11 protein-coding genes and 1 tRNA gene are annotated in these 12,908 nt (G+C 70.1%); 2 read left to right on the top strand and 10 right to left on the bottom strand.

Annotated features, from left to right (window positions below):
• Nucleotides 1–50: 50 nt before the first annotated feature.
• Nucleotides 51–124 (top strand) — tRNA-Cys (locus M0G41_RS10735).
• Between the two features lie 139 nt (nt 125–263).
• Here M0G41_RS10735 and M0G41_RS10730 read toward each other — a convergent pair.
• Nucleotides 264–1,388 (bottom strand): hypothetical protein, encoded by a 1,125-nt coding sequence (locus tag M0G41_RS10730; RefSeq protein ID WP_248209195.1) that lies wholly within the window; start codon nt 1,386–1,388, stop codon nt 264–266.
• A 72-nt stretch (nt 1,389–1,460) separates the two neighbouring features.
• Nucleotides 1,461–2,276 carry a hypothetical protein gene (locus tag M0G41_RS10725; RefSeq protein ID WP_248209194.1) on the bottom strand — a complete coding sequence of 272 codons (816 nt, stop codon included), beginning with the start codon at nt 2,274–2,276 and terminating at the stop codon, nt 1,461–1,463.
• 115 nt (nt 2,277–2,391) lie between these two features.
• Between M0G41_RS10725 and mtnA the strand changes: the two genes are divergently transcribed.
• A complete protein-coding gene (gene mtnA, locus M0G41_RS10720) occupies nt 2,392–3,438 on the top strand; it encodes an S-methyl-5-thioribose-1-phosphate isomerase (RefSeq protein WP_248209193.1) in 1,047 nt (348 codons plus the stop codon).
• A 9-nt stretch (nt 3,439–3,447) separates the two neighbouring features.
• On the opposite strand, the gene M0G41_RS10715 is transcribed toward mtnA, so the two are convergent.
• The 8 genes from M0G41_RS10715 to M0G41_RS10680 all read right to left on the bottom strand — a co-directional run bounded on the left by M0G41_RS10715 (nt 3,448) and on the right by M0G41_RS10680 (nt 12,904).
• A complete protein-coding gene (locus M0G41_RS10715) occupies nt 3,448–4,392 on the bottom strand; it encodes a 5-oxoprolinase subunit C family protein (RefSeq protein WP_248209192.1) in 945 nt (314 codons plus the stop codon).
• Complete coding sequence (gene pxpB, locus M0G41_RS10710) at nt 4,389–5,105, bottom strand: 5-oxoprolinase subunit PxpB (RefSeq protein WP_248209191.1); 717 nt, start codon at nt 5,103–5,105, stop codon at nt 4,389–4,391. Before pxpB ends, M0G41_RS10715 begins: the two co-directional genes overlap by 4 nt.
• A complete protein-coding gene (locus M0G41_RS10705) occupies nt 5,098–5,532 on the bottom strand; it encodes an HIT family protein (RefSeq protein WP_248209188.1) in 435 nt (144 codons plus the stop codon). The genes pxpB and M0G41_RS10705 overlap by 8 nt, the downstream gene beginning before the upstream one ends.
• A gap of 11 nt (nt 5,533–5,543) precedes the next feature.
• The gene (locus M0G41_RS10700; protein ID WP_248209186.1) at nt 5,544–6,206 is read right to left on the bottom strand and encodes a dienelactone hydrolase family protein; all 663 of its coding nucleotides are present in this window, start codon (nt 6,204–6,206) and stop codon (nt 5,544–5,546) included.
• A gap of 124 nt (nt 6,207–6,330) precedes the next feature.
• Complete coding sequence (gene pdxA, locus M0G41_RS10695; RefSeq protein ID WP_248209184.1) at nt 6,331–7,314, bottom strand: 4-hydroxythreonine-4-phosphate dehydrogenase PdxA; 984 nt, start codon at nt 7,312–7,314, stop codon at nt 6,331–6,333.
• A 39-nt stretch (nt 7,315–7,353) separates the two neighbouring features.
• Nucleotides 7,354–8,640, bottom strand: a complete 1,287-nt coding sequence (locus tag M0G41_RS10690; RefSeq protein WP_248209181.1) for a peptidylprolyl isomerase — start codon at nt 8,638–8,640, stop codon at nt 7,354–7,356.
• An 82-nt stretch (nt 8,641–8,722) separates the two neighbouring features.
• Complete coding sequence (gene lptD, locus M0G41_RS10685) at nt 8,723–11,014, bottom strand: LPS assembly protein LptD (RefSeq protein ID WP_248209179.1); 2,292 nt, start codon at nt 11,012–11,014, stop codon at nt 8,723–8,725.
• 213 nt (nt 11,015–11,227) lie between these two features.
• Entirely contained in the window at nt 11,228–12,904 is a 1,677-nt protein-coding gene (locus tag M0G41_RS10680; RefSeq protein WP_248209174.1) for a WS/DGAT/MGAT family O-acyltransferase, read from the bottom strand.
• Nucleotides 12,905–12,908: the final 4 nt, after the last annotated feature.

The following is a 12,908-nucleotide window of genomic DNA, read 5'->3' as shown; positions in this document are numbered from 1 at the left end:
GAAAAGGACTCGCGCCTGCGCGCCGATCGCGGCACAATTCGAAGTCACCTGGCCTGGTGGCAGAGTGGTCATGCAGCGGACTGCAAATCCGCGTACGCCGGTTCGATTCCGACCCAGGCCTCCAAATCGGGATTCGCGAGAGTCCGAGTAAGTCCGGAAACCCTGCAGAAATGCGGGGTTTTTTGTTGGTCGAGGCGCCGGCCATCCGAGGGGGCCGATCGCCACGCCTTGACGGACTCGAGATGCTCGGCGACGAGCGCCCTCTACGGAGAGGGTCGGTCCTCGGGTGCGGGGGAGGCGTCGCCGCGGACAGTGGCCTGCGGTCGCCCGGAACGCCGCTTGAGCGTGATCACCATCGCAATGAACGCGACCACGGCGACGATCACTACGACCAGCGCGACGGTTAATAGCCCGAATAGCACCGGCACCAGCATCCCGATCCCGCCCAGCGTGTAGTCCCTGGACACTGGAGGGGCGGTGGTCGCTGACAGGTCCAGAAGCACGCTGGCCAGCGCCATGCCAATCAGTACGACGACGAAGCCTCCCAGCCAGCGCGGTGCATCCTTCAGCAGCATGCTCCAGCCGAAGCGGAGGCCGGGGGCCAGGAGCAGGGCGGCGATCGCTGCCACCCAGCCGAGCAGGACATCGGAAAACTGGGTGAACAGCCAGACCGGCGCGAGCAGGGCGCCGAACCAAGGTCGACTGTAGGGCGCCAAACGTTCGACCCAGAAATCGCACATGCCACCCAGCGGGTGGGTCTCCAGCCGTGCCGGATCGCTGCAGGACAGGCTCGATAGCAGGCCCTCCGCGCTAAGGCCGCCTATGAGTGGCGTGCCGAAGGCGAGGCAGAACAGCACCAGGCCTGACACCGTGACAATCAGGGTGATGCACAGGGCCGCCCACAACGAACCCTCCGCGAGCATCCGCCGCCGGAACGAGAGTTGGTCGAGATGCCTTGCTTCTGCCTGCTCCGCTTCGCGCTCGCGGACCCAGACGGCCTGGCGCGCCGCGAAGCCGGGGTCATCTGCGGCGACTGCCGGGGGCACCGGCTCGACAGGGGTGGCGATGACGGCGTGGCGCGGCGTTCGGCGGTCGATCTGTCTGCTGAGGAAAACCAGGCCCAGCCATCCGCCCAGCCACAGGCCGCTCTGGTCCCACAGCTGGAAGGCCGTTTCCACCGGCGGCACCCGCGACAGCCAGGGCAGGAGGCCGTTGCCCGGCAGCATCGCAAGGCCACTGCAGCTTGCGGAGCAGCCCAGGGCCCAGAGGCCCCATTCCGCGATGAGCGGTCCGAACAGCACCATCGCCACGCAGTAGGCCAGCAGGCCATAGGCGATCAGACGGGTGCGCAGGCTGGTCCGGGCCGGCAGGACCAGCTCAGTGGTCATGCGTGCAGTCCGCGAGGCAGTCGGGTCGGAAAGCCCTGTGCGGCGCGCCTGGGCTGCCGCGAAAGACGGCGCTCAGCGGAGCCCCGGAATCAGCGCGGTCAGCGCGCCGCGGAACGGCTTCAGGGCGAGGCCGAGGGCCTCGGCGCTCCATTTGAACAGCCGCGACTGGTCGATGCCCGACAGGCCGCGGAGGAGGTCGGAGAGATCCCTGGCGCCGGTGCCGGGCAGCTTGCACAGCGCCTTCGCACGCTTGCCGACGGCGTAGGTGCTGGCCACGGCCGCGGCGATGTCGGTGGTGATCGCCGCCAGCGGCAGTACCCGGGCCAGGATGGGGCGGTAGAGCACGCCGCTGAGCTGCTTCACCAGCTGATTCACCGTCGCCTTGGAGAGCTCCTTGGCGCCGACGTTGGCGGCGGTCGCCAGCAGGATCACGCCGCGCTCTTCGAGGTCGCTCAGTTCGACGTCGTAGAGCTGGATGATGTCGCGCACCAGCTGCTGCTGGATCCTGGACAGGGCGACGCCTTCGCCGACCGAACCAAGGATCACCGGGGCGAGGCGGCCGAGAAAGGGCACCCGGCGGGTGATGGTGGCGATGGCGGCAGCGGTGCCGGCCTTGAGGCAGGTGGCCTGGAGCAGGATGTTGAAGCGTCGTTCGCGCTCGGTCTCGGTCAGGACGCGGCGCGGTGGAATCCTGGCCGGGATCTGTTCGGGCGCATCCGGAGCATCGTCCGCCCGCAGCCGCCGCGCCTTGGCAGGCGCCTTGCCCGCGCTCGCGGTCTTCGCCGTAGCGCGCTTGCGCGGCGTCCGCTTGGCAGCCGGCTTGGTGGCCGCCTTCTTGCTGGCTGCCTTCTTGACCGCTTTCTTTGCCGGGGTCTTGCGCGTTGCCATGCCCGCAGCATAGCGGCGTCGGCCTCGCTTGCAACAGGGGCCGATGTTCATCGCCCAACGCTAGACTAGGCGGCTGATGACCATGGCCCCCGGCCGGGCCCGCAAAGGAACGCCCATGGACTATTCACGATATGACCGCGTGCGCGCGGTGGCCTGGACCGGCGAGGCGCTCCGCCTGCTCGACCAGCGCAAGCTGCCCTTCACCCAGGGGTTCATCGAGCTCGACGATAGCGATGCGGTGGCCAAGGCGATCCATGACCTCGTGGTGCGCGGGGCGCCGGCCATCGGCATCGCCGCGGCCTGGGGCGTGGTGTTGGCTGCGCGCAATCTCGAGGCAGCGGACGGGCCGGCCGCCCTGGTCGCGCTTGAGCCGGCGATGCAGCGCCTGAATGCATCGCGGCCGACGGCCGTGAACCTGGCCTGGGCTCTGGCGCGCCTGCGCGCGGTGCTGAGCCGCGCAGGCAGCGACTGGTACGCCGTCCTCACCGCGGAGGCCGAGGCCATCGAGGCCGAAGACCTCGCGGCCAACCGCCGGATGGGCGGGCTGGGCGCGGCCCTGATCGAGCCCGGGAGCGGGCTGCTGACCCACTGCAATACCGGCTCGCTGGCGACCTCGGGTTTCGGCACCGCGCTGGGCGTGGTCCGCGCCGGCGTTGCCGAGGGCCGGGTGGCGCGGGTCTTCGCCGGAGAGACCCGGCCCTGGAACCAGGGCGCGCGGCTGACGGTGTGGGAGCTGCTCGAGGACGGCATCGACGCCACGCTGATCGCCGACAGTGCGGCCGCCCACCTGATGGCCAGCGGAGCGGTGCAGTGGGTGGTGGTGGGTGCCGACCGGGTCACGGCCAACGGCGACGTGGCCAACAAGATCGGTACGCTGGCGCTTGCGCTGGCAGCGCGCCATTTCGGCGTCGGCTTCATGGTTGTCGCGCCCTCGTCGACCGTCGACCTCGACACCGCCAGCGGCGCCGACATCGAGATCGAGGAGCGTGATCCCGCCGAGTTGCTGACCCACCTCGGTCAGCGCACCGTGGCCGACGGCGTGAAGGCCTGGAACCCGGTCTTCGATGTGACCCCGGCCGAGCTGGTCAGCGCCCTCGTCACCGAGCGCGGCGTCGTGCTGCGCCCCGATGCCGATTCGATGCGCAGGACTTTCGGCGCCTGAGTCGCGGTCTCAGCCGGCCCCGGCGCGGCGCGCGGCCAAGGCGGTTTCCAGCCGGAACCAGCCGGCCTGCAGGGAGCGCCACGCGGCATCCGCGGCGGCGCGGTCGACCAGCAGGAAACGCACGCTATCGCCGGGCCGAAGCTGGCCCAGGCGGTCCCGGTCCGCACGGATGACCCGTCCGAGCAGCGGGTAACCGCCGACGGTCTGAGCCTCGACGCCAAGCAGCAGCGGCTCGCCATCCGGCAGGATCTGCACATCTCCCGGTGCCACCGGCGCCGAGACCCGCTCGGCCGCGGACTCGATAGCCAATGCCGGCCCCTGAAGACGCAGCGCCTTGCGGCTGCTACGGCCATCGACCTGCCACTCCAGTGCGGTGAGGTCGGCGGGCAGCGCGGCATCGGCGTCGGGCAGGATGCGCAACACCTCGGCGGGCAGCCCCATGCGCTGCCGATCCTCGGGGGGCTCGGCCCACCAGCGCACGCGGCCAAGCCTGGGCGGGCGGGGCGTGCGCAGGCGCAAGCGGTCGCCGCGCTGCAGGGCATGGCCGAAACCGGCGCCGAGATCGGTCGAGGCGCTGCCCAGAACCTCGGTAACTTCAAGACCGCCGGCGAAGGCGAGATAGCAGCGCGCGCCGTGTCGGCAGCGCGGAAGCTGCAGGGTGCTGCCCGCCTTGATGTCGAACGGCTGGCCGGGTTTGACCCGGCGACCGTTGAGCAGGGCCCCGGGATCGGCCCCGGCCAGGGCGGCGAGGGCGCCGCGGGTGAAGCGAAGCGTCGGGCCCAGCAGGGTGATCTCCAGCGCAGCGCAGCCTGGCGGGTTGCCGACCAGCAGGTTGGCAAGGCGCAGGGCGCCGGCGTCGGCCGCCCCGGCCTGGCCAACGCCCAGCGCGCGATGGCCGAAGCGTCCGGCGTCCTGCACCGTGGTCTGCAGACCGGGGCGGGCGACTTCGATCATGTCGGGTGCTCGGACAGCTCGGCGAAGCGCCCCGGGCTGATCGGCACGAAGCGCACCCGCGCACCCGGGGCGAGACGGGCGGGAGGGGCGGGAGGGGCTCGCTGCGGGTCGAACAGCCGCCAGGGCGTGCGACCGACCAGCTGCCAGCCGCCGGGGCTCGGCTGCGGATAGATGCCGGTCTGGCCGCCGGCAATTCCGACGCTGCCGGCGGCGACGCGAGGCCGCGGCTGGCTGTGGCGCGGCAGTGCGAGGCCCGGGTCCATGCCCAGAAGGTACGGAAAGCCGGGCGCGAAGCCGAGCAGGGCGACCTGGTAGACGGGATCGGTGTGGCGTTCGATCAGTGCTTCCACGGTCAGGCCCAGCCGCTCGGCCGCAGCGTCGAGATCGGGGGCCTGCGTCGCGTGGTAGCAGACCGGCAGTTCGACGGGCGTCGCGCTTCCGGAGGGGCGCAGGTCGTTGCTGATCCCTGCGGCAAGCGCCGTGACGTGGGCTTCGATGGCCGGGCGGTCAAGCTGTGCCTGCGGGTCGAAATGCAGGGCAAGGCTGCTGTAGCAGGGCACCGCGTCGACCATGCCGGGCAGTGAAAGTCCGCGAATCGCCTCGTTCCAGAGGTGGACCTGGGTGTTCAGGGCGGTGTCGATGGCGGGTGGCCAGCGCAGGCAGAGGCAGTCCTCTCCCTGCCAGACCAGCCGCGGCGCCGCGGTATCAGGCATCCACGGCGGCGCGCAGCTCGCGGACACGCTGGACCAGGGCCTCGGGCTCATACGGCCGGGCGTGGATCCGCCCCCACACCGGGGCCGGCCAGGCGGGATCGTCGCGGTAGCGGGCGATCAGATGCACGTGAAGCTGGGGCACGAGGTTTCCCAGCGCCGCTATGTTCAGCTTGTGCGGGCGGAACAGCTGCTTGAGCACGCGTGAGACGCGGTTGACCTCCTCCATCAGCTGCGCCTGCTGGGCCGGGTCGAGGTCGATCAGCTCGCGCGCCTCGGCAACCCGCGGCACCAGGATCAGCCAGGGATAGTTGCTGTCGTCCATCAGCCGCAGCGAGCTCAGCGGCATCTCGGCGATGGGGTGGGAATCGTGCGCCAACTGGTCGTCGAGGACGTAGGGTGGGGGGAGGATGCGGGCGGCGTGCGACATGATCGCCTCCATCAGGGCTTGAGGTGGCGGGTGAAGAAACTGATCGTCCGGTCCATCGCCTCGCGGGCGCTGGCGGCGTCGTAGTCGGCGCGGGCGTCGCAGTTGAAGCCGTGCCCGGCCGGGTAGCTGTAGACGGTGGCTTCCGGATGCGCTTCGCGGTGGGCGGCGACGTCCTCGGGCGGGACGATCGGGTCGTGCTCGCCGAAGTGGAACAGCATCGGGGCCTTCAGTCGCTCGCGCAGGAAGGGCACGGTGCGGCCGCCGTAGTAGCTCACCGCCGGCAGGCCCAGCCGGGTGTTGCCGAGATAGGCGACGGTGCCACCCCAGCAGAATCCGGCGATGCCGACCTTGGCCTCGCCCTGCAGTTCGGCGACCACCGACTCGATGTCCATCAGGGTCTTGTCGAACCCGATCCGGGCGACCAGCTCGCGACCGCGGTCGACGCCGGCAGCGTCATACTCAAGCTCGATCTGGTAGTCGACATGGTCGAAGAACGCCGGTGCGAGGGCGGTGAATCCGTGCGCGGCGAAGCGGTCGACCTGCTGGCGGATATGGTGGTTGACGCCGAAGATCTCCTGAACCACCACCACCGCCCCATGCGCCGGAAAGGGCGGGTCGGCACGCCAGCCGGAGATGCGGCCGTTCGGGGTCGACAGCGAGACGGGGTGTCCCATGGGCGTCGGGTCCGTTGGAGTCCCGCCTAGGGTACGCCGATGCGCCGGCCGCGGGCACCCGGGGATCCCGGGCGGCGGGCCCGCGCCTGGTCGGGCGATGACCCTGGCGCTGGGCCGGGCGCGATCAGGCCGTCCGCTGGCGCGCGGCGAGCCGCGCGCAGAGCGCCTCGGCGGCCACCAGACTGTCCGGCAGGGCGATGCCGCGGCCGGCGAGATCGAGGGCGGTGCCGTGGTCGACCGCGACGCGCGGATAGGGCAGGCCGAGGGTTATGTTCACCGCGCGCTCGAAGCCCGAATACTTCAGCACCGGCAGGCCCTGGTCGTGGTACATGGCGAGCACGGCGTCGGCGCGCTGCAGCCGATGCGGCAGGAAGGCGGTGTCGGCCGGCAGCGGGCCCTCCAGCTGGAAGCCCTCGGCGCGCAGGGACTCCAGCACCGGCGCCAGGGTCTCGATTTCCTCCCGCCCGAGCAGTCCATCCTCGCCGGCATGCGGATTGAGCCCGAGGACGATGATCCGCGGCGCGGCGATGCCGAAGCGCTCGCCCAGGTCGCGATGCAGGATGCGCAGGGTCGTTTCGAGGGAACGGCGGGTGATGGCGGCCGGGACCTCGGCCAGCGGCAGGTGGGTGGTGGCCAGGGCCACGCGCAGCTCCGGCGTGGCCAGCATCATCACCACCTCGCAGCCGGCCCAGCCGGCGAGCAGTTCGGTGGTACCGCTGTACTCGATGCCGCCGGCGTTGATCGCCGCCTTGTGTATGGGACCGGTGACCATGCCGCCGAGATGACCGCCAAGACAGGCCTCGGCGGCCGCTCTCAGGCAGGCGATGGTGCTGGCGGCATTGGCGGGGTCGGTCTGGCCGAACCGGCTGGGGACGGCCTGGCGCACGGCATGCAGCGGCAGCACGCCCGGCGCCGAGTCCTGCTCCGGGTCGACCAGGCGCAGCGGCAAAGAGAGGGCGGCGGCGGCCGACTGCAGGGTATCCGGATCGGCAAAGGCGACCAGGTTGCCAGCGGTGGGCTGCTGGGCGAGGCGCACCGCCAGTTCCGGCCCGATTCCCGCCGGTTCACCGGGGACCAGGGCCAATCGGGGGCGGGAGTCGGCGCGCATGCCGCAGGCCTCGCGCCGCGCGTGCGGCGCGGCGGGCGATCAGCCCAGGCGCATGTCGACGTAGGACTCTTCACGCAGCTGGCGCAGGAAGCGGGTGTATTCCTCTTCCGCCTTGCGCTGGCCGATGGTCTCGCGGGCGCGATTGCGCTCGGTTTCCTCGGTCACGTCCTGCTGCCGCGAGCCCAGTCGCTGTACCAGGTGCCAGCCGACGTCACTCTCGAAGGGCTGCGACAGCTCGCCGTCCTCCAGGCGCAGCACGGTCTCGCCGACCGCATTGCCCCAGGCGTAGGCCTGGAACCAGCCCATGTCGCCACCGTTGCCGGCGGTCATGTCGTCCTGGGAATGCTTGCGGGCCAGCTCGGCGAAGTCGGCGCCGGCCTCGATCTTGGCGCGCAGCTCGTCGATGCGGCGCTTGGCCTCGGCGCTGTCGACCAGCTCGTTCTTGCGGATCAGGATGTCGCGGGCGTTGTACTCGGTCACCGTCTCCTGGGCGTCCTCGCGGCGGTCGATGGCCTTGAGCAGCAAGAAGCCATTCGGATCGCGGATCGGCTGGCTGACCTCGCCCACCTTCAGGCCCTGCAGCACGTTGCCGATCAGCGGCGGCAGGCCGTCCAGGCTGCGCCAGCCCATCTCGCCGCCTTCGAGGGCATTGGGCGCGTCCGAGTAGCGGATGGCGGCGGCCGAGAAGTCCATCTCGCCGCGGACCAGCAGGTCGCGCACGCCGTCGACCTTCTTGCGGGCGGTCTCGAGCTGCTCCTGGCTGGGGTTGTCCGGAACCGCCACCAGGATCATGCCCACGTTCACCTGGCCGCGCTGCAGGCTGTTGCCGGTCAGCAGGATGTCGATCTCGGTGTCGCTGACGTTGACCCGGCTCTGGATGATGTTCTGGCGCAGGCGCTGGGCAATCATCTCGTCGCGCAGGGTGCGGCGGAACTCGTCGAAGGCCATGCCGTCGCGGGCCAGCTGCTGGCGCATCTGCTCGACGCTGATGCGGTTCTGCTCGGCGATGCGGACGATCGCCTGCTCGACCTCGGAATCGCCGATGCGGATGCCGGCCGATTCGGCGCGCTGCAGCTGCAGGCGAAGCAGCACGAGGCGCTCGAGCACCTGGCGCTCGAGCACGTCGCGCGGCGGAAGCTGGTTCAGGCGCTCGGCGTACTGCGAGTAGATGCTGTTCAGCGCCATGTCCAGCTCGCTGCGCAGGATCACGTCCTCCTCGACCACGGCGACGATGCTGTCGAGGTCGGTGGTGGACTGGGCGGCCAGCGGGTTGGCGGCGCCAAGGCCGGTGAGGACGAAGGCGAGGAGCAGGATCAGTCTGGTCATGGGCAGGCGAGAGAGGTGGAGGGAGGGCAGGGGCCGGTGCATGCAAGCATGGCGTGGCTGGCTGCCGGCTGAGCGGAGCCGCTCAGCGCGAGTAGCCGAGGATAGCACGCTCCAGGAACTGGCCCGTGTTGCGACCAAAGCTGGCAAGCCCCTTCAGCTCCAGCTCCACGTAGAGGGCGTTGTTCTTGTCCGACTCGCGATTGCGCACGTAGTGGCGTCCAAGCACGCGGACGGCGACGCAGCAGCTTTGCCATTCGATGCCGGCAAAGGCTTCCAGCGTGCCCTCGTCGCGCAGCGAGTAGTTCCAGCGGCCGATCCAGCGCCAGGCCTCACCCAGGGGCAGGGCAAAGGAGGCGTCGACCTGTTCCAGCTCGGCGCGCCGGTAGCGATAGCCGAGGTTGCCCAGTGCGCCCCGCTCGCCGCGCCACTGAAGGCGCGCGCCGCTCACCGTGGTGCGGTCGATCTCGGGGTCCCACTGCTGGCCGATACCGAGGCTCAGCGAACGGGTGATGGCGACATCGGCCATGGCGACGTAGGCCGACTCGCTGCGCCGGGGCGGCAGGGTCCTTTCAAGCCCGACCCGCGGCGGGTCAAGGTACCGGATCTGGCCGATGGCAAGGCCCAGGCGCTCGCGTCCGCTGTCCTGCTCGAACCAGCGGCTGGACAGCGCCAGGGTCACCTGGTTGGCGTCCGTCTGCCGGTCGGCGCCGGAGAAGGCATTGCTTCGGAACAGCTGGTCCCAGCCGAAGGTCAGGGGCTGGGTATCGAACAGCGGTAGGTCGTCCTGGTTCTCGAACGGCACGTGCAGGTAGTACAGCCGCGGCTGCAGGGTCTGCAGCATGGATTCGCCGAACAGCCGGGTGCTCCGCTCGAAGTTCAGCGCCGCATCGAAGCTGCTGATCGGCAGGGCGCGCGAGGGCGAGCGATTCGGCCAGAGTCTGGGCGGACCGAAGGCGCAATCGATAATCGGGCATTCCTCGATGCCGCGAAGGAAGTCGTCGCTGAGCTGGTAACCCGTGTAGCGGTAGGCCAGGCGCGGGCGGACGTAGCCGGCAGCGCGCTCGAAGTCCAGTTCGATCCACGGCTGCAGGTCGTATCGCTGAGCGGCGCCGCGCTGGTAGAAACTGGGCGCGCCAGCCTCGTCGTGGTCGAAGTGCACCGCCTCGGCGTCGAATCCGTAACGCCATAGGCTGCCCAGTGAGCGGTCGAGGGCAAAGCGGGCCCGAGGCAGCTGGCGGTAGGGCTCGGCGCTGTCAGGCACCAGTGGATCAGTGATCTGGAAGTCGCGGGTGAGCACGCTGGCCTGCCAGCCCGGACCGCGCCCGTAGAGCCCGGCCCGGCTCTCCAGCAGGCTGGTGGCCCGTGCCGTGAGCGAGTCGCCGAAGTCCTCGAAGTAGCGATCGTCAGAGACGTGATTGAGGTCGGCGTCGACCCGCCAGAAACTGCTCAGTACGCCGGTGTGGCGCAGCCTCAGCGAGCCGCGGTCGCGACCGCTGAGGTCATCGTCGGGCAGCCAGTTGCCTTCGATGATCCCGCCGTGACGCTCGGTGAGGTAGCGGTACTCGGCGCCCAGCATGACGCCGCGACGACCGAGGATGCGCGGTGTGAGCGTCGCATCCATGTTCGGAGCGAGATTGAGATACCAAGGCACGCGCACGTCGATGCCGGTCTCGTCGGCGTAGCCGAGGCTCGGGAAAAGCAGGCCGGTTCGCCGTCGCTCGTCGATCGGGAAGCTGATCCAGGGCACCCAGAGCACCGGCACCTGGCCCACGCGCAGGGTCGCGTCCCGCGCCACGCCGAAACCCTGAGCCCGGTCCAGCTCCAGCTGCCGGGCGTGAAGCGCCCAGGCCCGGTCGTCCGGATTGCAGGTCGAGTATTCCAGCCCGAACAGGACCGCCAGTTCGCCTTCCAGCCTGATGCGCTCGGCGCTGCCGTTGCCGCGGGCGGCGATCAGCCGGTAGTCGACGGCATCCAGCTCGCTTTGCCGGCGCCCGAGATTGCCGGCGGCGGACTGCGCCTGCAGCGCCAGCTGGGCATCCTGGTAGCGCACATCGCCCGTCGCCCGGTAGTCGCCGGAGCCGTGGGTGTAGTCGAGCTGCTCGGCGGCGATCCGGCGTCCCGGCTGCGATGCGGTGACGCCCCCCTCCCAGCGCGAGACCCCCTTGATGCTGCCGCTGACGGCGCCGGCCTCCAGCTGAATCGCCTGGTCTGCGTCATCCAGCGGCCGCAGCGGCGCCATCCAGCCAAAGCCCGGATTCCCCCCGCACAGCCGCCACGTCGGGTCGTCGGCGCTCAGCGGCTGGGCGCCCAGCGGTGCGGTGCACAGGGCAAGAACGATGCAGGCGGCAAGACGGGAGCGGTTCGACACGAGCACGGCAGCACTTTGCGAGGGCAGCGGCGAAGCTTGCCGGATGCGGGGGGATTGGACAATCACGGGGGGAAGGGGCCAGGGCTCAGGGGCCAGGGCTCAGGGGCTAGGGGCCAGGGAGCCACGCTTTGCTCCTCCCCTTGCGGCGCTTGGCGCCGTAGGGGGAGGTTGGGAGGGGGTTGAGGGCGCCGCGGTCTTCCCTGAGGAGGGCTGAACCGATCAGCCGCTCCTGGCGCGCCGGCGCCGGGCCGGGGCGTTCACTTCAGTGGCGTCCTGTATCCGCGCCTTGGGCTTGGGCCTGCGTGCGGTCTTCCTGGCGGCGGGCTTGGTCTTGCTGTTGGCCTTGGCCTCGCTCTTCGGCTTCGGCTTCGGCTTCGGCTTCGGCTTGGCCTTGGCTTTGCTCTTTCCCTTCGCAGCGGCGGGCTTGGCGGCCTGCTTCGCAGGCTTGTCCGCGCTGCGTCCCGCCGGCCTGGCCCTGGCGCCGGGGGCCAGCAGCAGGGCCTCGAGTTCGGCCAGTGCCTCACCGGTATAGGTCGCCACCCGTTGCATGTGCGGCAGGCTGTCGCGGCAGCCGGTGAAGCCGAAATTGAGGTGGCCGTCGTAGCTCTGGCAGGTGATGTTGAGCGCCTGGCCGTGGGTGACCAGCGAGACCGGATAGCTCGCCTCGAGCCGGGCGCCACGGAAGTACAGTGGCTTCTCGGGGCCGGGCACGTTGGAAATGGTGATGTTGAACATCGGCCGCGTCCGGCCGCCAATGCCGGTCAGCAGCGTGCCCATGTAGGGCGCCATCAGCAGCAGGGTGTACTGCAGCATCGCCTCGCGCGGCATGCTCTGCACGTGCTCCTTGGCGCGCCGGGTGCTGGCCCGGATGGTCTCCAGCCGCTCCAGCGGGTCGGCGATGTCGGTGCCGAGGGTGCTGATGATGAAGGTGATCGCATTGCCCGATTCGGCGTCGTCCCTGGGCCGCACCGAGACCGGAATGCCGGCCGTCAGCGACTTTTCGGGCAGTTCGCCCAGTTCGTCGAGGAAGCGGCGCAGCGCGCCACCGCAGAGCGCCAGGACGATGTCGTTGAGGGTGGCGTCGGTGGCCTTGGCCAGCGCCTTCAGTCGATCCAGCCGGAAGCGCTGGGTGGCAAACCGGCGTGGGCCGTGGATGCGGCCATTGAGCACCGAAGTCGGCGTGTCGAAGGGAATCTTGAGCACGTCCTCCTTGTTGCGCACGGCGCCGATCATGGCACCGAAGGCACGCGCAACGTCGGGCACCGTGCCGGCCTGGAAACGTGCCTTATCCATCAGGTCCGCGGCGATCTGCGCTGCGGTGGCGGCGGGAGCTTCCGCGCGGCTGCGCTTGCGTCGCTCCGGCTTCTTCTCAGGCTTGATTGTCCAGAACGGCTGGATCTTCTGGCTCTGCTTCGAGTCGGTGCTCATGGCCCGAACCAGCAGTTTCACCCCGCCGATGCCGTCCATCAGCGCATGGTGGACCTTGGTGTAGAGAGCGAAGCGGCCCCCCTCGAGACCTTCGATCAGCTCGACCTCCCAGGGCGGTCGGGACAGGTCAAGCGGCTGGCTGTGCAGGCGCGCGATATGCTGGCCGAGTTCGCGCTCCCCTCCGGGATGCGGCAGCGCCGAATGGTGCACGTGGTGCTCGAGGTCGATCTCCTCGACCTCCTCCCAGACCGGCACCAGTCCCTTGAGCTTGGGGGACTTCAGCCGGCGATTCCAGGGGGGCTGGACGTGGTCGCTGGAGCGGAACACGGCCATGATCCGGCGTACGAAGTCCGGACCGGCATCGGCTGGCAGCGAGAACGGCATCAGTGCCCCGACATGCATCGGGGTCTCCCGCGATTCGACCAGCAGCCAGGAAGCATCCAGCAGGTTCAGAGCGCGATTGCCCATCGGG

The organism is Pseudomarimonas salicorniae (assembly GCF_023156535.1).
GTDB lineage: Bacteria > Pseudomonadota > Gammaproteobacteria > Xanthomonadales > Xanthomonadaceae > Pseudomarimonas > Pseudomarimonas salicorniae.
This window is presented reverse-complemented; position numbering and strand designations above follow the sequence as displayed.